Annotated in this window: 20 protein-coding genes; 11 read left to right on the top strand and 9 right to left on the bottom strand. The window is 41.5% G+C overall.

The window, feature by feature from the left end; all coding sequences use genetic code 11:
- The first annotated feature begins 77 nt into the window (after positions 1-77).
- Positions 78-809 carry a SagB/ThcOx family dehydrogenase gene (locus GJB62_RS06870; RefSeq protein WP_114083319.1) on the top strand — a complete coding sequence of 244 codons (732 nt, stop codon included), beginning with the start codon at positions 78-80 and terminating at the stop codon, positions 807-809.
- A gap of 45 nt (positions 810-854) precedes the next feature.
- Here the strand turns inward: GJB62_RS06870 and GJB62_RS06875 are convergent, their stop codons facing one another.
- The 3 genes from GJB62_RS06875 to GJB62_RS06885 form a co-directional block, all read right to left on the bottom strand.
- On the bottom strand, positions 855-2,060 hold the full coding sequence (locus GJB62_RS06875) for an ABC transporter permease (protein WP_114083318.1): 1,206 nt from the start codon (positions 2,058-2,060) through the stop codon (positions 855-857).
- A 98-nt stretch (positions 2,061-2,158) separates the two neighbouring features.
- Positions 2,159-3,475 carry an efflux RND transporter periplasmic adaptor subunit gene (locus tag GJB62_RS06880; RefSeq protein ID WP_114083317.1) on the bottom strand — a complete coding sequence of 439 codons (1,317 nt, stop codon included), beginning with the start codon at positions 3,473-3,475 and terminating at the stop codon, positions 2,159-2,161.
- Between the two features lie 734 nt (positions 3,476-4,209).
- Positions 4,210-5,082: a D-alanyl-D-alanine carboxypeptidase family protein gene (locus GJB62_RS06885; RefSeq protein ID WP_114083316.1), complete on the bottom strand. Its 873-nt coding sequence runs from the start codon at positions 5,080-5,082 to the stop codon at positions 4,210-4,212.
- A 378-nt stretch (positions 5,083-5,460) separates the two neighbouring features.
- On the opposite strand from GJB62_RS06885, the gene mnmG reads away from it, so the two are divergent.
- From mnmG to GJB62_RS06895, 3 genes are read left to right on the top strand one after another with little or no spacing between them, the layout of a single operon-like run.
- The gene (mnmG, locus tag GJB62_RS06890) at positions 5,461-7,383 is read left to right on the top strand and encodes a tRNA uridine-5-carboxymethylaminomethyl(34) synthesis enzyme MnmG (RefSeq protein ID WP_114083359.1); all 1,923 of its coding nucleotides are present in this window, start codon (positions 5,461-5,463) and stop codon (positions 7,381-7,383) included.
- Between the two features lie 47 nt (positions 7,384-7,430).
- A complete protein-coding gene (locus GJB62_RS37965; RefSeq protein ID WP_256874497.1) occupies positions 7,431-7,553 on the top strand; it encodes a hypothetical protein in 123 nt (40 codons plus the stop codon).
- Between the two features lie 60 nt (positions 7,554-7,613).
- Complete coding sequence (locus tag GJB62_RS06895; RefSeq protein WP_114083315.1) at positions 7,614-8,927, top strand: hypothetical protein; 1,314 nt, start codon at positions 7,614-7,616, stop codon at positions 8,925-8,927.
- Positions 8,928-8,954: 27 nt separating this feature from the next.
- Here the strand turns inward: GJB62_RS06895 and GJB62_RS06900 are convergent, their stop codons facing one another.
- Positions 8,955-10,520 carry a glucosaminidase domain-containing protein gene (locus tag GJB62_RS06900; RefSeq protein ID WP_114083314.1) on the bottom strand — a complete coding sequence of 522 codons (1,566 nt, stop codon included), beginning with the start codon at positions 10,518-10,520 and terminating at the stop codon, positions 8,955-8,957.
- Between the two features lie 89 nt (positions 10,521-10,609).
- Positions 10,610-11,371 (bottom strand): N-acetylmuramoyl-L-alanine amidase, encoded by a 762-nt coding sequence (locus GJB62_RS06905; RefSeq protein WP_114083313.1) that lies wholly within the window; start codon positions 11,369-11,371, stop codon positions 10,610-10,612.
- A gap of 196 nt (positions 11,372-11,567) precedes the next feature.
- On the opposite strand from GJB62_RS06905, the gene GJB62_RS06910 reads away from it, so the two are divergent.
- Entirely contained in the window at positions 11,568-11,843 is a 276-nt protein-coding gene (locus GJB62_RS06910; RefSeq protein WP_181852879.1) for a hypothetical protein, read from the top strand.
- A 60-nt stretch (positions 11,844-11,903) separates the two neighbouring features.
- On the opposite strand, the gene GJB62_RS06915 is transcribed toward GJB62_RS06910, so the two are convergent.
- Complete coding sequence (locus tag GJB62_RS06915) at positions 11,904-12,851, bottom strand: DNA polymerase III subunit delta' (RefSeq protein ID WP_114083312.1); 948 nt, start codon at positions 12,849-12,851, stop codon at positions 11,904-11,906.
- A gap of 583 nt (positions 12,852-13,434) precedes the next feature.
- On the opposite strand from GJB62_RS06915, the gene GJB62_RS37970 reads away from it, so the two are divergent.
- Together GJB62_RS37970 and GJB62_RS06920 are read left to right on the top strand one after the other, a co-directional pair.
- A complete protein-coding gene (locus tag GJB62_RS37970) occupies positions 13,435-13,563 on the top strand; it encodes a hypothetical protein (RefSeq protein WP_258551458.1) in 129 nt (42 codons plus the stop codon).
- A 280-nt stretch (positions 13,564-13,843) separates the two neighbouring features.
- The gene (locus GJB62_RS06920) at positions 13,844-15,409 is read left to right on the top strand and encodes an NAD(P)/FAD-dependent oxidoreductase (RefSeq protein ID WP_114083311.1); all 1,566 of its coding nucleotides are present in this window, start codon (positions 13,844-13,846) and stop codon (positions 15,407-15,409) included.
- Between the two features lie 291 nt (positions 15,410-15,700).
- On the opposite strand, the gene GJB62_RS06925 is transcribed toward GJB62_RS06920, so the two are convergent.
- Positions 15,701-17,029: an IS4 family transposase gene (locus GJB62_RS06925; RefSeq protein WP_159402616.1), complete on the bottom strand. Its 1,329-nt coding sequence runs from the start codon at positions 17,027-17,029 to the stop codon at positions 15,701-15,703.
- 653 nt (positions 17,030-17,682) lie between these two features.
- Between GJB62_RS06925 and GJB62_RS06935 the strand changes: the two genes are divergently transcribed.
- Positions 17,683-18,288, top strand: coding sequence for a DUF411 domain-containing protein (locus GJB62_RS06935; RefSeq protein WP_114083975.1), 606 nt, complete (start codon positions 17,683-17,685; stop codon positions 18,286-18,288).
- Between the two features lie 118 nt (positions 18,289-18,406).
- On the opposite strand, the gene GJB62_RS06940 is transcribed toward GJB62_RS06935, so the two are convergent.
- Together GJB62_RS06940 and GJB62_RS06945 are read right to left on the bottom strand one after the other, a co-directional pair.
- Complete coding sequence (locus GJB62_RS06940) at positions 18,407-19,354, bottom strand: tetratricopeptide repeat protein (protein WP_114083976.1); 948 nt, start codon at positions 19,352-19,354, stop codon at positions 18,407-18,409.
- 249 nt (positions 19,355-19,603) lie between these two features.
- Positions 19,604-19,996 (bottom strand): hypothetical protein, encoded by a 393-nt coding sequence (locus GJB62_RS06945; protein ID WP_114083977.1) that lies wholly within the window; start codon positions 19,994-19,996, stop codon positions 19,604-19,606.
- A 700-nt stretch (positions 19,997-20,696) separates the two neighbouring features.
- Here GJB62_RS06945 and GJB62_RS06950 point away from each other — a divergent pair.
- From GJB62_RS06950 to GJB62_RS06960, 3 genes are all read left to right on the top strand, one after another.
- Entirely contained in the window at positions 20,697-21,533 is an 837-nt protein-coding gene (locus GJB62_RS06950; RefSeq protein ID WP_245246110.1) for an SGNH/GDSL hydrolase family protein, read from the top strand.
- Between the two features lie 184 nt (positions 21,534-21,717).
- On the top strand, positions 21,718-23,022 hold the full coding sequence (locus tag GJB62_RS06955; RefSeq protein WP_114083979.1) for an O-acetylhomoserine aminocarboxypropyltransferase/cysteine synthase: 1,305 nt from the start codon (positions 21,718-21,720) through the stop codon (positions 23,020-23,022).
- Positions 23,023-23,114: 92 nt separating this feature from the next.
- The gene (locus GJB62_RS06960) at positions 23,115-23,258 is read left to right on the top strand and encodes a hypothetical protein (RefSeq protein ID WP_159402467.1); all 144 of its coding nucleotides are present in this window, start codon (positions 23,115-23,117) and stop codon (positions 23,256-23,258) included.
- The last annotated feature ends 60 nt before the right edge of the window (positions 23,259-23,318 follow it).

A 23,318-nucleotide genomic window follows, 5' to 3' on the forward strand; every position in this document is an offset into this window, starting at 1 on the left:
TCCAAATTTGGCTAAATCATCCCATGATTCAGCAACTCCCATTTTTTAAATTGGCTTAAAACGAGGAAATCAGCGTAATGTACACAGCCAATGAGCCACTGGAGTTAGCTCTATTGTATCATTTGAACTCTCCAGTACCTAAAAGTTCTGTCAAGCGTGTTCCGGCTACTGAACTGCGGTATATGCCGGAGGCTCCTTTTCTGGAACTTCCAAAAGCACCACACGATAACCTGCTGAGTAAGCTTTTAGAGCGACGGTCTTCTGTGCGATCGTTTGATAAGTCGGTCATGCCAATGATCACATTAGCTCAGTTGCTTGATGCAGGATGCGGTCTCAATGGGCTGCGTCAAACAGATGGTTATACCTATGAAGCCCGAAACTCACCGTCTGCGGGAGGACTTTATCCGATTGAGATTTTTGTATCGACACAAGCGGTAGAAGGTTTAGCAGATGGATTATATCACTACGAACCACGCGGTCATGGCTTACATCGGGTGAATGATGCAGTACCAACAGACTTTGTAGAATCTTTATTGCAGCAGGATTACATTGTAAATGCCAATGCTCTGTTTCTGTTCACATCTGTTTTTATGCGCTCAATGTGCAAATACGGTGCGCGTGGCTACCGTTTTGCACTTTTGGAAACTGGTCATCAAGCTGAAAATATATGTCTAATGGCTGTGCAATTGGGGCTGGATAGTCTGTGCATAGGTGGATTCTATGATATGAGTCTGAACGCCATGTTGGGTATTGATGGGAAGCGCCATGCGGCACTTTATTGTGTCGCCGTCGGTACTGCGAAGAAGTAGTGTGCGCCAAGTTCCCTGCCCCATTCCCCTTGCCTCTTCGTTGACTTAAATACCTCTTAATGCAGCTATGGGATCGAGTCGTGCTGCTTTTCTGGCTGGCGCTACACCAAAGATTAGACCAATGCTACCAGAAACGCTGGCTGTGAGAAATATTGCTCCTATTGGTACTGATGGTTGTAAGGGGGAGAACATAGCAACTATAAGTGCGCCACTAACGCCAATACCAGTTCCGACTAAACCGCCTGCTACGGACAGGATAATCGCCTCAATTAAGAATTGGGTAAGAATTGCTTTTTCTGTTGCGCCTATTGCTTTGCGTAGTCCAATTTCTTGGGTACGTTCGGTGACAGAAACTAGCATAATGTTCATGATGCCAATTCCACCAACGAATAAAGATATACCTGCGATCGCCGCCAAGACTAAACTTAAATTTATCGTCACTTGATTGATCAAGTCTTGGACTGACTTATTGGCGGCAACTGTGAAATCTTTTCTGCCCCGTCTGCGTGTCAGAATATTAATTGTTTGAAATGCCGCTGCGCGAATGCTATCTTGATTTTTTGCTGACAGTTCTAAGTAGTCGATGGGAATACCATTAGGCGATCGCCTACCCACTAGCTGATCTGCCATAGTACTAATTGGCACGTAAGCTATATCATCGGGGTTATCCCCCATAAATGCACCTTTAGCTTGCATAATCCCAATAACTTGAAAACTCAAGTTATTCATCTGTAGTAACTGACCGATGGGATTTTCATTACCAAAAAGTTTCCGCGCAACTACTGGCCCTAAAATCACCACCTGAGAATTTTGATTTAGCTCGATAGGGTCAAAAAAACGGCCTTGATGTACCTGGAGATTGCGGACATAAAGAATTCCTGGCGTTGTACCTGTAACATTAACTTTACTGATGCGTCCCTGACGCGATAATAGCAAGTTGCTGCTAATTTGCGGGGCAACTTCTCGCACGGCGGGAGCCATAGTTGCGATCGCTTGAGCATCTGCCAAGAACAGTGAAGGCACATCAGAGCTTAACCCCTCTAGATTATCGCCACCAGCGAACACTGATAGTTGATTTGGCCCCAGAGACTCCAACTTTTCTTGCGTAAATTTTTGCGCCCCTTGCCCAATAGCGATCATTGTAATCACAGAGGCATTGCCAATGATAATACCAAGCATGGTCAACATGCTACGGAGCTTATTTGCAGCCAATGTTTTGACTGCCATTTGTGTACTTTCTAGTAAATTCATAATAATTCGTAATTCGTAGTTCTGAGTCGATAATTACAACTAGGGAAATATTGTTGAATGATCGAAAAATATCAGTACCAATTGAAGATTCGGCTATTCTAAAATCCAATTTTATCTACACCTTCAATTTTTTCTGTACTGGGGGGAGACATTAACACGCGATCGCCTTTCTGAAGTCCTGCCAAAACTTGCACTTGATCACCACTAGTAGCACTTACTTTCACTGGTTGGAAACTGGCAGCATTTTGACTATCAATAACATATACCCCGGTTTGACCATTGGGCTGAGTTGTTACAGCCGCCAGAGGAATTACTAGAGCATTCTTAATAGTCTGACTGTGGAATGTCAGGCGTACATTCATTCCTGATTTCAACTTGTCTTGCCCATTCGATAAAACTACCTTAACTCGAAAAAAAGTGATATTGTTTTCCTGCACTGCTCTTGGTGCAATTAGACTTACTTTTCCTTTGAAGGTTTCATTAGGATAGGTGTCTGTTTGAATATCTACAAACTGACCGCGATTGATTTTGGCAATGCTAGCTTCAGGAATTCTGGCTTCAATTTCTAAGCCACTAGAGAGTTCAGCAATTGAGGTCGAGGTTGCACCTTCAGTATTAGAAGCTGATGTGGTGGGTGTAACAAAATCCCCTTCTTGGGCAAAGCGACGGGTAATAATTCCCGCAAATGGGGCACGGATGATAGCATTATTCAACTGACTTTGATAAAAAACTAACTGAGCTTTAGCCTGTGCTACCTCGGCTTCAGCTTGGGCAATTTCCTCGGGACGTAATCCATTTTTGGCTTTCTTCAAACTTTCGCGTTGTTCTTTGAGCCGTGCTAGTTCTGCTTCTAAGTTAGCTCTAGCTTCTTGTTCTTTAGTGACAAACTCTTCAAAGGCATTGCGGGAAATAGCACCCTCTTGTACCAACACTTGATTGCGTTGCATCTCTACGATTGTTCGATTCAATCGAGTTTGAGATGCAGCTACTAATGCTTCTGCGGAAGCAACTCTAGCTTTAGATTCAGCAATGTCTTCTTGTCGAGTGCCAGCAACCTTTTGTTTCAAATCAGCCACAGCTTTATTTAGTGATGCTTGATACTGATTTACCTGTGCTTGTAATCTTTCACTATCCATAAGGGCAATAATTTGTCCTTTTTGGACGCGATCACCTTCATTCACATACAATTTAGCAATGCGTCCAGAATCTTCTGGGCTAAGATTGATTTTTTGTAATGCTTGCACCACTCCATTAGCTTGAATCTGCACTACCCAATCTTTAGTTTGCACTAAGATAGTTTGACTAGTTAAATCTGGCTGGGAGGAAGTTTCTTGAGTTTTCCAGTAAACTGTCGCCATACTTCCCAAGGTGCTGGCTAACAAGATACCGAAAATCCAAGGACTAAATTTCTTCATCCGATTATACAGTTTGATGTAGCCACTAAAATTAACTCCTGATAAGTCTTGTATAAATAAAGTATCAATAACAAAAACTTACTAGAAACAAAAATTGATATTTTTAATAGCGCAATAGATTGCCATACAAGTGACTTGCAAAAAATAAATTATTCCAAATTATTTTTAGATTTGTAGAAGCGCAAGGCCTTGCACCCCTAGGGATATTTTTTAACTGGAAGTCTCTAACTGTTATTAACTCATCCAATTTAACAAATTATTGCCATCAGATTGATTGTTAATTAATGGGTTTTTACCATCTCCCTTACCAAGTCTGATAATTTGCACAGCAATCTCCATAGCAACCCCACTCACTTAGAACTTGCTGTTTTCAGTAGATATTTCTGTCAGCACTTCAGCCTTGTTGGCAATTTTGTCTGACATACATAATTTTGCCTTAAATTTGTCTAAAAAATTATTAACTCTCTACTATTACTTATAAATAATCTATTTCTTATTTAAATTATTCCCTGGTTATATTTTAATAAGCTGAAATTCCAACTTTCGGTTATCCAAAAATCTACCTATTGCAGTACATCTGTCTGCAAGGATTTACATATTGGTGCAATAGTTACTTTTTGGTAAACATGGCTCTAAATCCTGATTCTTCGGCTAGCAGCTTCATTTGACATAGCTAAATCCCTGACAATACATCCTTTAGGTTAGTATTTCCAAGTTTTCATGCTATCTAACAATTAAAGTGGCGTAATCCAATAAGTAATGCCTCGGATAAGTAGTTTCTTAAAACCAAATAAAGGTAAATTCTCTTCATCTAAACCCACATAAGTCCAATGTGGAACATCATTTTCTACTGTTTGAAACCAACCATTTTGATTAAGAGCTTTTCTTTGTTCTTTACTGCCTACGCGTAAATCAATGGCTAATCCCCAGAGATGTTGTGAAGTTCCGGGAGGTGCAACCAAGCCGAGAATTTTTGTTTCTTTGCCCTGTTGAACTTTTGCCAAAATTTGATTATTAGCATATTTTTGCCAAAATCTTAAATTCGTGTTGAAAGTGCGAGTACAATCACCAGAACCATAACCAGATTTTAGCGGGATATGTTGTTGAACTCGCGCTTTATTTAGAGCATCAGCCGCCGACTTTTGTAAATAACAATCGTTAGTGCCATCAACATGACCCATTGTTAAAGTAGCTTGAAATTCTTGGGTTTCTTGTTCATTAGCAAAAATATCTTTTGGCGGCAGTTTAATTCCGACATCTTGATTTACAAAAACTGCACCATAAGCTCGCAGCAAAGTATATTCATAAGTACCAGGCTGAGGGATTGTAGGTAATTTCTGGTTAATCGCAGATAAAAAACGCTGGTTACTATTTAATTCTGGGTTGGGAATAAATGGTTTTGGTGTTATCTCTTTAGAGGTATTTATACAAGGTGATGAAACAGTTGGAGAGCATACATTTAATGGTTGTGAAGTTCTAGCAAATTGGTGGTGGGTAATCTCATTACTCGCTACTAAAACAAAAATTATTCCGATAACTATACTGATGAAACTTGCCTTTCTAATAAATCTAGTAATATCTTTTTGCTTTTTGATGGTGAGTTTCATTTTTAAATAATTACTTAGTTGATTCAAAGGTAAACGTAACAGCCTTGTCCAAATATCTATTGTTGATAAATTAAAAAAAATTTATTAGAGTCAAACTATATTTTTATACATTTAAAAAAGTATTTAATATGTTAGTAAGAAAACAATTCGTGTTAATTACTAACTATGTGAACAATAGTTGTGGTAAACAAACCGGAATGTTGTCACAAAATTTAAAAAATATAATATTTTTTATTGAATACTCAAGTTTAAAAAGAGAAACTTGTCTCTGATTGAGTACTAGTAAATTTGATAACTTTTTTATTAGAAAGTTACATCCATGAAACCACTGGAACAGCTAAAATTGAAAAGAACTCTAAGCTTGCCGATCCTGTAAGTATGACCATGCACAATTCCGTTCAATTCCAAGACGCTTTTGATGTCATAGTCGTCGGTGCAGGTCACTCCGGTTGCGAAGCGGCTCTGGCCTCTGCACGCCTCGGTTGTCGTACCCTGTTATTGACGCTCAACTTGGATAGAATCGCTTGGCAACCCTGTAATCCAGCAGTGGGTGGCCCGGCAAAATCTCAGTTGACTCATGAGGTAGATGCACTCGGCGGGGAAATAGGTAAAGTAGCAGACCGCACCTACCTGCAAAAACGTATCCTCAACTCTTCACGGGGACCTGCTGTTTGGGCATTACGCGCCCAAACGGACAAGCGCGAATATGCAGCAGTGATGAAGAATATTGTCGAGAACCAAGAAAACTTGACAATCCGCGAAAGTATGGTGACAGATTTGGTGCTGGGTGCTAATGATGAAGTCATCGGCGTTGAAACTTATTTTGGTGTAGGGTTCCAATGTAAAGCTGTCATCTTGACAACTGGCACTTTCCTGGGGGGCAAAATCTGGGTTGGCAACAAATCAATGCCGGCGGGACGCGCTGGGGAATTTGCGGCTGAGGGATTGACACAAACCCTAAATCGCCTGGGATTTGAAACCGGAAGACTCAAAACTGGAACCCCAGCACGGGTAGACAAGCGATCGGTGGATTATAGTAAAATGCTCATCCAGCCAGGAGATGAGGATGTGCGCTGGTTTAGTTTTGATCCAGAGGCATGGGTAGAACGGGAACAAATACCCTGCTACATCACCCGCACCACCGCCGAAACCCATCGTCTAATTCAAGATAATCTACACCTGTCGCCAGTTTATGGCGGTTGGGTGGAAGCGAAAGGGCCGCGTTATTGTCCCAGCATTGAAGATAAAATTGTGCGCTTTGCCGATAAGGAAAGCCATCAAATTTTTATTGAACCAGAAGGACGAGATATACCCGAACTTTATATCCAAGGGTTTTCTACAGGGTTGCCAGAAAATTTGCAGTTGCAAATGTTGCGGACTCTTCCCGGTTTAGAAAAATGTGTGATGCTGCGTCCGGCTTATGCTGTGGAATATGACTATTTACCTGCAACTCAGTGTTACCCCACACTGATGACCAAAAAGGTTGCTGGACTATTTTGTGCTGGGCAGATTAACGGCACGACAGGTTATGAAGAAGCCGCGGCCCAAGGACTGGTAGCAGGAATTAACGCGGCTAGATTTGTTCATTCTCAAGAAATGATTGTGTTTGCCCGCGAGCAAAGTTACATTGGAACGCTAATGGATGACCTGTGTACCAAGGATTTACGGGAACCTTACCGGATGCTCACCAGTAGATCAGAGTACCGCTTATTATTGCGTTCTGACAATGCCGACCAACGTTTGACAACCCTGGGACGAGAAATTGGTTTAATTGACGATCGCAGATGGAATCTATTTACCCAAAAACAAGCGAACATTACCACAGAAAAACAAAGATTACAAGCTACACGAGTCAAAGAACATGATGAAATGGGAATAGCGATCGCATCTGATACCCAACAAGCAATCAGAGGTTCAATTACCCTCAACGACTTACTGCGCCGTCCGGGATTCCATTATGTTGACCTCGACAGGTTCGGGCTAGGAAACCCCAACCTCAACCGCGCCGAGAAAGAAGGCGCAGAAATTGACATTAAGTATTATGGCTATCTCGCTAGGCAACAAAATCAGATTGACCAAATTGCCCGCCAAGCCCACCGCCAATTACCTGCGGATTTGGATTATACCACGATTGATACCCTTTCTAAAGAGGCACGGGAAAAGCTGACTCACGTAAAACCACTCACTCTTGGTCAAGCTGCACGTATCGGTGGTGTAAACCCAGCCGATGTTAACGCTTTATTATTATATTTAGAATTGCGTAAAACCAAGAGCCAGCATGAGTTTCCAGCGTTAGCTTAACAAAAACTTGATAAAGACTGAGTATAGTAGTAGGGAGGGAGATTGGTATGATAGATGACATAACTATTAGTACTGCTATCATCAACAATCCCCAGATTCAAGTTGATTTTAATACCAACGCTCAACCAACTCGTCTCAATAAGACGGTGGATTGGATATCTCATCTGTAATCCTAATTCCCAGGCAGTAGGCGCGGCGTTTCCTCGTCCTAGCAATAACCCAGAACGTCTATGTTACAAGAAGCCAGTACCCGTCTCATAGTACCAGAACCATCAGAAGATTTAATCGCCAACGAGCCTTGGTCGATAGAAAACTATGCTGATGGTCTCATGGATGAACTCTTTGCCGATATCGACTACATTCTGGATGTTAGTGATCATCTGCCTTCTCAAACCGTTAGGCATGGTAGGCAGAACAAAGCTCAACGCCACTCGCCTCCAGAATACGTGCCTCTGCAAACAGTTACGATACCGCAGATTATTTTACCAAACGGACAGTCAGTTACTCAAAATAACAACAAGCACTTGAGTACCGTTGTCTTTGATAACGCCACCATTAAACCAGTTAGTAGAAAGCGTCAAAAAAGCAGTCGGACTTTGGGCAAACTGCTGATTGTCGGAACAACTTTAGGTGTGGCGATCGCTGGTATTCTCTACTTGGTACAGTCTGGAGTCGTATATCTTTTAAATCCCAACTTAACCCAGCAAGCTCTTCTAGCGCCGCAAACGCAATCACAATTGCCTGGAAAAACAGAAATTGAGGCAGATTTGGTTGACTATATGCTGGGAGCGCTGGCAGTTATAGACAAGCAAGAATTAAAAGGCAATCGAAAATCTTTCAGTTCGGGATTCTCTAGTCAGACAAATACTAATCAAATAGCCCTTGGTAACGGGCAAATAAATGGTAATTTACCACCACTTCCACTTCTGGCCAATAATACACCACCAGCCCCTAACCGTTCTGGCAGCGTTGTTGAGCGGATCTATGTTCCTGTTTATCAAGCGCCGTCGCCAATGCGCTACGCCCTGCCAGCAATTCCTGGTAGTCCCGCACTTCTACCACAAGTTGCCAATGCATTGCAGGCATCTCAACCTAACGTGGTGAAAAGTGCCCTAAATACGGTGCGACAAGCTACCAAGCCTGTAACCGTCAATATGTTAGCGGCGGCTGTACGAGCAGAACTTAAACCTGTAGCTGGACGAACTGTACCGATTACCGTGCGACAAACACCCAAGCCTCTACCTGCATTACCAGTGGTTCCATTACGTGCAGCACTCGCGCCAGAGTCAGAACCAACTATTACCCAGGAACAAGTATATCCGGCAACTGCGATCGCAGTTGCTCCGAGTAATACCCTAGAAGGATTGCTAGAGTTAGGTAACAAATCTGCCGCTTTGTTTAAAATTGACGGCGTGACTCGCCGCATCAATATGGGTGAAAGCATTGGCCAGAGCGGTTGGACACTGGTAGAGGTTAGTAATGGCGAAGCTGTCATCCGCCGTAACGGTGAAGTGCGATCCATTTACACAGGGCAGAAGTTGTAAAATCCAAGGCATCTAACTCACCAAAAATTAGCTTCTTACTGGTGGGTTAATTTCAAAATGAATATGGTTGTCGTGACCATTTAGAGAAACACAAAGTCCCTCTTTAATTAGCTGTTGATCGTTGAAAAAGACCGCCCTTACCAGTTTTTGATTAGTAATCGACTTGAGAATAGCTCGTGCAGCATCGCGATCGTAGTTAGAACTTGACCAAACAATACCACCAAAATTTCCATTTTTTTGGGGTAAGTAAATATCGCACATCATGCCAGTTTCATGTCCATGATGATCGGGAGTATCGCCTCCATGAGGAAGACTAACATCGTTAATTGCAAATGGAGCGGCTAGGGGATGAGTATTACGATAACTGTTTTGATAATCTTGGGCAATTTTTTTAATCACATCAGCTAACCAGTGTGTTCCAAAATCGTGGTTATCTTGAGTATCTTCCAGTTCACCGTTAACTAAACCATTATTAGGATCGCTTTTGGGCATCAACTCCCAACGTGGTGCATTAGCTGCTTGCAACCATCTATGAGTTATTCCACCAACATCAACTCTACCATCACCATTAACAGTACTGCGACCAGCAATAATTGATTGAAATAATTTGATTGCGTCAAATAGTCCCCTGTCTCTGTCTGCACTGTCAGGATCGCCTACCCATTTGTAGCCTAGCTCATACAATCGCGCCTTAATAGCCTTAACATCAGCAGCTTTATTGACTCCGCCAATTCCCACACTACCCTCAAGTTTAATTACCTTCGCTCCTGGTAAGCTGGATGCTGTAGGTTGTTGAGTATTCTCATCGTCCTTGTGATCAAAAGGAACAACAACTTTAATGGGGATCTCTAGAGTTTGATCGTCAACAGTAATTATCATCCGGCGATCGCCTGCTTGCTTAAAAACGAAATCAAATTGCCATTTGCCATCCTGACTAATTGCTACACTTACGACTGTAAATTTATCGTCGCTCGTAATCGACAAAAATTTGCCACTGGCGGTTAAAGGTGCTACGCCTTCAACCCTGAAATTTTGCCATAATTCAACTTCTTTTGGCACACGAATTAACTGAAGTTGTTCCACTGAAGCGGGAATAGTAACTCCACCTGCATTAGCCAGTAACTTCTGTGCCTCTGGAAGCAAGTCTACAACTTTACTGACATATTTAGGATCGGATGAATAGCCTTTAGCCTTGAGAAAGCCAAGGAAATTTTCTGGTGTATTAGTATACTCCTCTAAACCTTTATATGGTGTGCGAGTTAAAAACTTCCAATAACCAATAATAAAAGCGTCTATATCCGTAAATTTACAGAACTCAACTTCTTCTGGCTCAGAAGGAACCTTGATTTTTAACGGTTCGGCAAACCCTTTCATATCAGGAATTCGCCATTTTAATCCCGCAAAATTATTAGCATTGACAGCAAGGTCGCTTTTACCTCTGCTGGACTCTAGTAACCATTGAGCAAGGGTGACTTCTTTTAAAATTTGCCGATTAATATCAGTAATTTTTGCACTTTCAATACCAACTTGTGTAAATATTTTGACTAAATCTTTGTTAGAATAATTGTTTACTAAATCATCTAGTAATGGCATGGTTTTTCCTTTAAAAACTATTTGTATAACCCCGATTTATTAAATAAGTCGGGGTTGTAGATGTTAACCAATGATTGAAAGATAATTAGTTAATCTTTTTCTATAACTTTGGCATGTCCAGCATAAACAAAATGCTCGTTTCGGTTTCCTTTACTTTGATCGGGCCACTTAACCGAATAATGATTTTCTTCAAAAATGACATCTAAAATTGGGTAATCTCCTGGCTCAATCTCAAAGATAGAATCTTTTGGTAAGTCTGATGCCTGTTCTGTAGAAGGCTTTAAGAAAGTTTTTGTTGTAATTTCCAAAACGTATTTCTTATCAGCTTTAGGTTCCTTTGGTTTTGGCTGACCTATTAATCCATCTTTAATTGCTTCCGCCATTTTTTCAACATCGAATAGATCCATATCTACTTGGGCATCACAAAAGCAGCACTCAATTAAAATAGCTGGCATTTGTGTATTCTTAAGAACAAAGAAACCTGTATCTTTCACCCCTCTGTTATAAAAACCAAGTTGAACAATTTCTTTGAGAACTGATTCCGCAATACCTTGTGATGCGTTACTAATGGCATAAATTTCTGTGCCATGAGCTTTAGCGTTAAATTTATTAAAGTGAATCGAAACATAGACATTAACGTTATTGGCATTTGCCTTATTAGTTCGTTGTCTCAGAGAATCGGTTACGCTGCTAGCGCTTGTAGGAGTGCAATCGATGGCGGTATGATTTGCTGCTCTGAGTTTTTGTATCAATTGTGTACCAACTGCTTTAGTTAAAGCATCTTCTTGTTTGATGCCTGTTGCTCCTGTATCTGGAGGACAGTTGTGTCCCATATCAATACCAAATTTCATCTTGCTGATTTCCTTTTTATACTTTGAGATGTAAGCATAATTTAATTACACTGTATTAATTATTAGCTTAAATATAAGCGCTCTGTCGGTGAGATAAAGTGAGTTTTTGCTGTAAATAAATGTGACATTTTACGTAAAAATATCATTTCAAGAAGATATTTCTTAAGTTCAACGTAGAAATAAAGCAGGCTCACCCATGACAGCACAAGAGGCGCTGACTCTAGTCGATACTCTTTTATGCTCTACCTTTGGGCAAAGACTCAATGATGTTCAATCTGTGGTTTTGCGGGAAAGTTGGCTGGGGCACACTTATGCGGAAATTGCGGAGCAGATAAGTTATGAACACGACTATATCAAACAAGTGGGTTCTCAGTTGTGGCGATCGCTTTCTCAGGTAATTGGTGAAGAGGTTTGTAAAAAAAATATCCAATCTGTTTTACGTCGCTACCAGCAGTCTCAAAGGCTTGAATAATTGAAGAGCGATGTCTACGACGGACTATGACATTTGTAAAAAAGTTTGTGAATACAATTTTTATTTTTGACATATAGATAAAAGCAGACATTCCCAAACCAGCCTAGGTTGAGCATAAGCAAGCAAGTATTTACGAGATTGTTCTAGCTGATTAATAATACTGGGTTGATGCCAACGCTGCCAGTATAATTGCTGAAGATAATCAACTAACCACAGTTGGGCTTCTGTATCTAAATCCTTATCAATTTTCTTGGCTAACTCCAAGGCTTTGCGGTAGGAAGCAGGGGCTTTTTTCAAATCTTCGAGTAACTCCGGGGGAATAGTTTGTAATTGCTCGTAAGATGCGATCGCACTTCCAGCACTGCCAGCTGCTATACTCAGCACTGCCTGATTTTGCAAAATTTCTTGATGACTTGTTTGTGTAAGTACAACAGCCAAAGACTGTGCATCTAAGCGATAAAAAGGAATGCGTTGACAGCGTGACACCAAAGTTGGCAAAACAGACTCAGGTGTAGGTGCAATTAAAATTAACGTCGCCTGTCCCGGTTCTTCCAAGGTTTTAAGTAAAGCGTTGGCTGCGGCTTCTGCCATTGTTTGGGCTTCTTCCAGCACCACCACATTTCTCGGCGCTTCCAAAGGCGGACGACTTAAAAACTCGGTAATTTCCCGAATTTGCTCTAGCCGAATTACAGGTGGTGCTTTACGCTTAAGTCCTTTCTCAACCGCTTCTGCTGCTGTTAATCGTTGTCCCTGATATTGGTACGTCGGTTGCACCCACAACAAAGCTGGATGGTTCCCCTGACGCAAACGGTTTTGTAAAGCCGCAGTGACTCCCATCTCGCTAGAAAATAGCAATTCTATAAAGCACCTGGCTGCTAAACTTCTTCCTACACCATCTGGCCCCACAAAGAGGTACGCTGGAGCAACCCGGTTTTGTCTGACAGCCTGAGTCAGTAATTCTATGGCTTGCTGTTGTCCTACAAGTGTTGCAAATGGGTCAATAGTCATTAGTTAATTGTAGAGTGACATTCTCACTTCTACAAGGATTTTGGGATACAAAGTAGTTCTCGTACCTTGAGAGAAGCCTTTATACTATTTCACTTGAAAGTTGATACAAATAGGCAGCAGGGCGAAAAAGTTAGAGACAAATTAGGCTTTTCGGTAAATGGTATTACGCATATAAAATAGAGTGTAAATTTGCACATAAATACTTAAACTTATAGCAATAAAATTTTGATATTTAATAGCTATTCTCTAGGTATTCAACTCCTAAAAGATAATCTTTTTTTAGCTTCTGCACTTATCTAGCAACTATACTTTAAGGTAATTTAAACCTTAGCCAATATTCATTAAGAAAGGCAAACATTATCAAATATTTTTTTGGTTTTCGATAAGCTGAATAAATAGATAAAAAGATGGAAGCATCCAAGTTTTTCAAAAAATCACGGGATTGACGCAAAAATCCTTTATAAATCTCTTGACGTTGTGTTATTTACGGTTCGTTTCTTATTCAATTATCTTCTGCTAACGAAACCTCATCTATGTTGAAACCTAGAGTTTTTAAAAGATATATTTATGTAGGTTGGGTGGAGTGAAACGCAACCCAACATTACCACCTTATTTATGTTGGGTTACGCGATCGCTGCACCCAACCTACAAAACTACGGTTCTCAAGGTAGACAAGGTTGATCTGCAAGCCTTGGCAAAAATTCGTAGCTAAGTTAAGTGGCTGCTTTAAACATTTTTCAGGGCATCTAAATGTTAGCTAAATTATTCGCTAAATATCAAAATATTTAGCGATGCAGGAATTACCATTATCACCGAGAAAAATCCTTACACCTTATATCCAATGGCTCTTCTACCTGATTTTTCTTAAATAAAATCTACAAATTTAGGTGAAGATGCGCTGAGTATTTTGGCATTTCTAAAACTACAAGAACGGTGATAAAAAGTCATAACACCGAAATCAATAGAAATCAAAATTGCCAAAGGAGGCTGATATGGAAATCTTCGACTATGTGATTCTGGGAGCCGGGCTAGGTGGACTTTCGGCCGCAGCCTGTTTAACTCGACAAGGCTATCGGGTAGTAGTTCTAGAGCAACATTATTTACCTGGCGGATGCTGTCACACCTTTGATTACGGAGAATATCGTTTTTGTGCTGACGTGCATTACATCTCTCAATGTGGTTCTGGTCAGACTGTAGGTCAATTTCTCGACTATATTCATCAAAATGTACCCTTTAATAGTCTCGATTCTGACTGCATTGATCGAGTCATCACACCAGAGGCGGATTTCAAAATTCCTTTGGGATGGGAGAATTTGCGATCGCGTTTACTCTCCACATTTCCAGAAGAAGCTGGTGCGATTAACCATTACTGCAATGAAATTCAGCAACTCCACCAAGAAATTCGCAACCTAGTGCAGGAGGTACGCTGGTACGATCAAAAGTTGTCTGACTGGTTAAAACTACCAAAATATTTGAATTTATTTTGGAAGCGGAATTGGACACTGCAAGATTTGTATAACCATGTCGGATTATCGCCTAAACTGCAAGCAGTACTGGCGGGGCAAAGTGGCGACTATGCACTACCACCGCAGGAAATTGCACTACTCACCCATACTTCCTTAGTTTGGGACTACTCAGAAGGCGCTTATTATCCAAAACATCACTTCAAACACCTTGTTGACACCATTGCACAGGTAATTACCGCAGGTGGAGGTGTTATCAAGTACTCAACCCCGGTGAGCCATATTCAAGTTAGCAACCATAGTGTCCTTAGTGTCCTTGCTGATGGTAATAGCTATCACGCCAGCAAAGCTTATATCAGCGACCTCGACCCCAAATTAACAGTGGAGTTAATGCATGATATTACAGCTTTGAGTCAAAAAGAGCATCAACGCCTCACTAGTTACCAATACTCAGCCAGTGCTTTTAATATCTACCTGGGTTTAGATAGCCGCTTCGATCCTCAACGCTACGGCATTGGTAACTGGAATGTTTGGTATTATCCCACAGGCGATCTGAACAGAGAATATCAACAACAATTAGAAGGTGACTTTAGCCAACCGTGGATTTTCCTCTCTTGTCCAACTATGAAATCTAGCGAACCAGGGATGGGGCCAGAGGGACATCATGTATTAGAAATTGCTACTGTCTGTTCTTATGAACCATTTGAACATCTGTACAAAAGCAACCCAAAAGCGTATAAAGCCAAAAAGCGAGAATTTTATCAGCAGATTATGACAAGTGTGCGAGATTTTATTCCCGATGTAGACAAATATGCCCGGATGAAAGTTTACGGTACACCTACCACCAGCGAATTTTATTTAGGACAACCGCAAGGTAATATTTATGGTGCGAAATTAGTACCTAAACAGGTTGGTTTAAATCGTCTGGGATATACGACAGAGTTACCTAATCTCTTTTTGGTAGGGGCGAGTGCCGGGTATCCAAGTGTACCAGGTGTAATTGGCAATGGGATGGATGTTGTCGAACTGCTGACAGGACAATCGGTATGGCACAAAGCAGCTGAAAGACCTCAGCCTTTGGTAGCAATTGGGTAAGAAATTGTAGCTTTGATAAAGCGATATCTGGCGACAAGCCGCTATGTGTCTAGGCTTGCAGTTGTGATGACTGAGAAGGGATCGCTTTTACTTTATAAGAGGATGTTTGAAAAGTCCTCTTGTCGGTATCAAAAGTTCTAGATCCCCCTAAATCCCCCTTAAAAAGGGGGACTTTGATTCCAAGTTTCCCCCTTAAAAAGGCTACGGTGTACACACAAGTCGAATTACCCCCCTCAATCCCCCCTTGGAAAGGGGGGAAGCCGGAAATCTAGTTCCCTCCCCTTTACAAGGCTACGGTGTACACACAAGTTTGCCCAGAGCGAGTTTCCACCCAAAAAAGGTGGATTCAAATTGCTCAAGACCGCGAACCAAAGTAGTAATACCGGGAGGTTTTTGAGACTTGTAACCAGACCAACCACCAAGCCGAGCAATAATCCAAGTAGCCCAAGGAAGAGAGGAAGGAAGATAGGGATTTTGTTGCAATTGAGTTTTCCCCTCTAAAGTTGGTGAAATGCTAGACAAGCAATGCTGTTGCTCGTGTGAAAAAGCAACAGTAGCAGGTAAATTAGGGTTATCCCGTCCCTGAATCAGTTGTAAAATTCGCACGGCGACTGACAAAGCTAATACAGTCAGTCGTTGAATGGCAGCAATCGATTCTAATTGGGTAGCTTCGAGATTTAAACCAGCAGTTTTGAGGGTGGCAAAAAGTTGTTCAATTCGCCATCGCCAGGTGTACCATCGAATCACCTGTAAAGCTTGTTCTAAACAAACAACTTGGTGGGTGGTGAGCAATCGCCAATGAATCGGTGCTTGACCTGGTGGTGGGTTGACCTCCACGGCTTCCACGGCATAAAGTGTCACACTCGGAGGATAATCTTGTCCATTCAATTTATCTGGACGTTGAATTTTCACCATTGCACGGCGAACAATTAATAATGCCTCTCTTGCGGTTCTACTAGTGCGTGCATCTGCTGGGACATCTACTGTGTAAGTCCCCTCGCTCGGCTGTTGGTTTAAGTATGTATAAAATGATGAGGTCTTTCCCACCAGGCGACGGTCAATGCGCGCTCTGACCAATACATGATTGTCTTGATTTGCGACTGTCACAAATTCCTCATACATATCACTTTCTCGGTCGCCGATATGGGTAATCATTTTGGCTTCACCAACATTGATGCACTGTTGAGTTTCATAAGCTGAACGCAGCCATTTGTATGATTCTTTCTCCTCTATTGGCAATTGGCTATAGTTTCGTTCATGTTTATCTTGATGGTTGATATCTCTAGTCCACAGTTTTACTGTACTTATCCCCAAGGGAAATCCATTTGCTGCATCTAATACTAGTGTGGGATGAATATAAAATCCTATATCCCTATTGTTTCCTACTACACCTAGACCCAAAGCTTCCAACCTGCCTACATGAGACTGCAAGTTAATTTCGCTGGTATCACTGATAGCTAATATATGCTTTCCTTCTACATGAGATACGCAGTGATCTGATAGGCTTCGCACTAATTCCCCTACTGTCACACTCTTATTCTCCAAAAACCGATAGTATCCTATTTGTTCGGCTCTATTTTTACTTATTTGTCGAATGCTGACTGATTGATGTTTTCCCAAAGCTTCGTACAATGCTGCCCCCTTTTTATCAGTCTTGGGTCTCCAAATGCTTTTCCCTCTACTGCTTGCGCGTGTATTCTGATTGGATTTTCCATCGCCTTTTACTCCCCACAACTCCTTCCCTTATTACTTTACTTGGACTTGTGTGTACACCGTAGCTTTACAAGGGGAGGATTAGGGTGGGGTAAAAACCAGATTCGTAAACTACTCCAGACTTGTGTGTACACCGTAGCTTTTTAGGGGTGGTTAGGGGGATCTCAAAGTGCCTAAAGTCACAGCTAAACACTTTTCAAGCAACCTCTAAGACGTAGTAGGGGTAAAATCGTAACTTTACCTTTTTAAATGCAGAAGGATGCAATGGCATTATCAGGCAATGCAATGCCATTGTCAGGCGATGCAATGGTATTGTAAGGCAACGCATTGGCATTGTCAGGCGATGCAATGACATTGTAAGGTGATGCATTGGCATTGTCGAGCGACGCATTGGCATTTTTAGGCAATGCAATAGCATTGTCGAGCGATGCATTGGCTAAATTTGTAGTGTTTTAAACGTAGAGGGACGCAAACAAAGCACAAAGCAAAGGTAGGCAGAGTCTTTTTGAAGAGAATTTGTTACAACAAATTTATGCAATGTTGTAATCAGGAAGTCTCAGATGTCGCACAAAGAATTTATTTATTGCTGGCAAAAATGGTTACTTCCCATCGTGGTACGTATTGTAGTAACAATTTGTCTCACAGTAGGGGTGTTAGGCATTTTGGGAAGCACTGCTTCTACAAGTAATGCTCAAGCTCTTTTTCCTGATTCTGTGACAGCTAATGCTCAACTAGTAAGTACCACTAAGCGTATTCAGGACAAACAGACACCATCAAAATCAACACCGCTAAATGCTACTGTATATCATAGTCCCGAATGTAATTGTTGTGGTGGGTGGATTGACCACTTAAAGACACAAGGTTTTGAAATCACAGACTTTTCCACGCCTGACATCGAAACGGTTAAACAAAAGTACAACGTGCCAGATAACTTATCATCTTGCCACACAGCAATTGTTAATGGATATGTCATAGAAGGACACGTTCCAGCAAACGACATCAAACGTTTGCTTCAAGAAAAGCCAAATGTTGTTGGTTTATCTGTTCCCCAAATGCCTGTAGGCACTCCTGGGATGGAGATGGGAAATCGAAAAGACCCGTTTACGGTGTTTGCCTTTGATGGCAATAAGTCAGTTGCGGTATTTAATAAATATCCATCTTCTTGATATTATCTCACTGGATTCAGAGGATGTTTTAAAAGTGGATTTTAATCTATCTTTAGCGATTAAAATGGTCAAAAGCTTTTAAAATATCCTTATATTATCTGAATCAGTGGTAGAAGATTTACTGGTTAGAATCAGTTTTGATTAAGTGCGACAAATGACTGAACCATCTCCCAAACCAGAAGCGAGATGCTATGATTGAAACATTTTGAGAAAGATGCTCAATCGCATGGTTACAATCTTGCAGGCTTGCATCAATTCCCATTGCGTGATAAATCCCGCGAGCATTGCAAAAGGCATTCATCGCTTCTGATTCACGGTTGATTTTTTCTAGCACTAAACCCAAATTAAACCAGGAGTTTGCTTCTGCATTTTGGTCATCAAGATTCCTTCTAATCTCTAATGAATATTGATGAAACTCAACCGCTCTTTGGTATTGTCCCAGAGCATTATAAGCACTTCCCAATCCACTTAAGGCCATGCCTTCACTATTGCGATCGCTAATTAATCTTGTCACTTCTAACCATTGGTGGTAAAACTCAATTGCCAGTTGGTACTGCCCCAATGATTCATAAGTATTGCCCAAACTTCCTAGACAAATGGCTTCTCCAGTGCGATCGCCTGTTTTCCTGGTAATACTCAACCACTGCTGATAAAACTCAATCGCTTGGTCGTACTTGCCCAGGTATTCATAAGTATTGCCTAAGCTTCCTAGACAAATGGCTTCTCCAGTGCGATCGCCTATTTTCCTGGTGATACTCAACCACTGGTGATAAAATTCGATTGCTCGCTGGTATTTCCCCAGTGATTGGTAAGCGTTACCCAATCCAGACAAAGATTTGGCTTCTCCGAAGCGATCGCCTATTTCTTTCGCTATATCCAACCACTGCTGATAAAACTCAATTGCCAGGTGGTACTCCCCAATGGACTGATAAGCATTGCCCAAACTTGCTAAACAAATGACTTCACTGTTGCGATCGCCTATTTCTCTGGCTTTGTGCAAGCACCGCTTTTCAAACTCAATGGACTCGATGTTATTTAGGCTCCCTGTTCTAATTACTTCTGTCATTCTCTATAGAAAACGAAATTTTTGCTTGATAGGTTGTTGATTATACAATTTTCTGTGCCTTCAACACACAATAACAGAACTTATAAGTACAAGTTCTGTCAAAATCTAGGAATTGTTCTTCAATATGTAACTTTGTTTTATACACCAGCGATCGCTGTGTATAAAATACTTTTATTTATATTTGGTAAGAAGCACACGAGTATAGTATACTCACAAATTTGGCTTTAGAAAAAATATAAGAAAAACCAATCAATCCGCAGCAGCATAATCAGGCAATGCGTTGAGTTGTGAATTAACAGCACTTAGATAATTTTGGTCATTTAAAGCTTTTGATGGTAATTTATCTGCATTAACAGCAGCTTTCACCAAATCGTTTGCAATAATATTTCTCTTCTGAGTTTCAAATACTAGCATCTCTCCACTAGGAATGCCGTGCTGCTTCAAACCTCCCTGATACGCAAAAGTAACTAGATTGAAAGGTTGGAGGTAATTTACAGTAATAGAGTTACCAGGTAAGTTGTTAGAGTTAATAGCAATTGTTTCAGTATTATTGTTAGTAGCTGTTTGAGCGACAGCGATTCCAGATACAAGGGTAATAGAAGCAAAAATAAGTGCAGAATTTATTAAAGTAAGGAGTTTCATAAGGTTATTCTTAGGTAAAATGCGATCGCTGTTCTTTAGTAATAGAATCTTCTTTATTATTAATCTCAGCTTCCTTCATTCAGGTCATCTGATCGGTTGATATCTGACTCACCCAAAAGGGTGAAGCAATTGAGTGATAAAAATTCCGTTAAGTCGAGATATATAACAGAACGATTGTAATTTTCTAGTACTTAACGGAGGCGAGTTGAATATTTATGCAATTTTTTAACTCGCGTCTTGAGTTTCTATAAGCATTGCAGCAATTAGTTTTCCAGATTTGCCGACTCTTCAAGCAGGCGATCGCCTTTATGCAACCATAAGTAATTTGACAGATTTTTCATTGCGATGTCTACGATGGTCACTGAGCCTTTTCGTACCACTTCGTGGAAGCAAGCTACGCGCAGCGTCTCGTAGAGAAGTGCGGGCTACGCCTACGCATTGTGGGCAAAACAGAACAGCGTGGCATTAAAACAATTGGCAAAATCCACACCTGAAAGTATCCGGTTTTGCTCACTAGCCCTCTAGCTAGCTTGTTAAGTTAGAGAAGTGTTCAATTGCAAGCTCAATCTTTAATCACAAAATAATCATCAACATCTGTAGTCTTTAGGGTTTGCAGAAAAGTTTAATGCAAAGAAAAAAGTGGCTTTTAAGAACAGGACTTGCTCTCCTTATTTTTATTATGGTTGTAGCGGCAAAATTTATGGATAAAACTCATCCCATCTCAGAACTTTATGTATTTGGAGACAGTCTTTCGGATACAGGGATGGTATTCCGGGCGACAGGAGGAATGTACCCACCTAATCCAACTTACTTTCAGGGGCGTTACTCGAATGGTCGGGTTTGGATTGAGTATCTTGCCGAAAGCCTCCATCTTTCCTCTAAACAAACTCACAATTTTGCTTATGGAGGAGCAACTACTGGCAATGTTGACAACAACTATGTACCTAGCGTGCTAAATCAAGTGCAATCGTTTACGCAGACACATCAACAGACGAATCCAGATGCTTTGTATGTGCTGTGGGCAGGAGCAAATGATTATTTGCAAGGAGTAAGCAGTGCAACTATTCCTGTTAAAAATGTGACAACGGCAATCAATTCTCTAACTGATGTGGGTGCTAAGAAGATTCTGGTAGGAAATTTACCAGATTTAGGACAGTTACCTGCCACTAGAAACAGTACAAATTCTGTAAGCCTCAGTGGATTAACACAAGCACATAATCAAGGCTTGAGGCGATCGCTAAAAGTACTAAGTCAACAGCATTCCGATCTGGAGATTGTGCAATTAGATGCTAACGCGCTATATCGAGATGCGATGTCTGCGACGGGCTACGCCAACGCAAATCCGGCAGCCTTTAACTTTACCAATGTCATCAGTCCATGTCTATCTGGCGATCGCACCTGTAGTAACCCAGACCAGTTTTTGTTCTGGGATGGCATTCATCCAACGGCTGCGGCTCATCGCATCATCGGGGAAACTGCTTTTTCAACGATTCAAGAGGCAGGGATGATTAATCCTCGTTCAATGTTGGTTCTATAACTTACCTCGATCAGCCAAAAATCACCGATAGGGGCGCACAACTGTGCGCCCTTACACTATGATTTAATTTACTAAAAATAACTGTAAAATACGGTAAGCCTTAAGAATTACCGTTGATTAATCTAACCCAACGCTCAAATAGCACATTACTTATTTATATAATTGGAAACCAAAATAACTGCTGATGTCTGAACAATATCGTTTTGAAACTCTGCAAGTTCATGCTGGACAAGAGCCGGCTCCTGGAACTAATGCCCGTGCTGTACCAATTTACCAAACGACTTCCTACGTTTTTGACGACACCGAACACGGAGCGCGGTTATTTGCTCTCCAGGAATTTGGTAACATTTACACCCGAATCATGAACCCGACGACGGATGTATTTGAAAAGCGGATTGCGGCACTAGAAGGGGGTGTCGCAGCATTAGCAACAGCTAGTGGTCAGGCGGCGCAATTCTTGGCAATCACTACGATCGCTCAGGCTGGGGATAATATCGTTTCCACTAGTTTTTTGTATGGAGGAACATATAACCAGTTTAAAGTATCACTACCACGTTTAGGTATTAACGTCAAGTTTGTCGAGGGAGACGATCCAGAAAGTTTCCGTCAGGCGATCGATGATCGCACCAAAGCGTTATACGTTGAAACTATTGGCAATCCTCAATTCAACATTCCCGACTTTGCCGCATTAGCTCACATTGCCCACGAAAACGGCATACCTTTAATTGTGGATAATACCTTCGGTGCTGGTGGATATTTAGCTCGACCCATTGAACATGGTGCAGACATTGTAGTGGAATCTGCAACTAAATGGATTGGTGGGCATGGTACTTCCATTGGTGGCGTAATAGTCGATTCGGGTAAATTTGACTGGGGTAACGGCAAGTTTCCCCTATTTACTGAGCCAGCACCCGGCTATCATGGGCTGAATTTCCAAGAAGTGTTTGGGACTAGCGGTTCCTTTGGCAACATTGCTTTTATTATCCGCGCTAGAGTCGAGGGGTTACGGGATTTTGGCCCGTCTTTGAGTCCATTTAACGCCTTTCTTTTACTGCAAGGATTAGAGACTCTTTCTTTACGTGTAGATCGTCATGTCAGCAATGCCTTAGAATTGGCTCGGTGGTTAGAGCAGCAAGAGCAAGTATTATGGGTTAATTATCCCGGACTTCCTAATCACCCATATCATGAACGAGCGAAAAAATATCTCCGGCATGGCTTTGGGGGAGTTTTAAACTTTGGCATCAAAGGCGGATTGGAGGCAGGTAAAGCTTTTATTAATCATGTGAAATTGGCGAGTCATTTAGCAAATGTTGGTGATGCTAAAACCCTCGTGATTCATCCCGCTTCCACAACTCATCAACAGCTAAGTGATGAAGAACAGCTTTCAGCAGGTGTGACACCCGATTTGGTGCGCGTATCAGTGGGAATTGAACATATTGACGATATTAAAGAGGATTTTCAGCAGGCATTCGGGCAAGTTAAGATTTAATTCTTAATTTGGCATGGGCAAGAGGACTTGGGGACAAGGAGAATTGGGGACAAGGGGAAAGACTTGTTTTAAGTTCTCACCTCTTGTCCCGAATGGCACTAAGAAAAGCTGAAATCTGGTCAGGGCAGGGTGTGGGAGGTGTGGGAGGTGTGGGAGGACGGGGAAGAAGTCTTACCCCCACACTCCCCACACTCCCCACACTCAAAAAGCAAGTTATATCAGGGCTTTGCGATTAACTTAGTGCCATTCCCTCTTATCCCCTTGTCCCCTTGTCTCCCCTACCTCCCATCTCCCCA

Source organism: Nostoc sp. ATCC 53789 (assembly GCF_009873495.1).
Lineage (GTDB): Bacteria > Cyanobacteriota > Cyanobacteriia > Cyanobacteriales > Nostocaceae > Nostoc > Nostoc muscorum_A.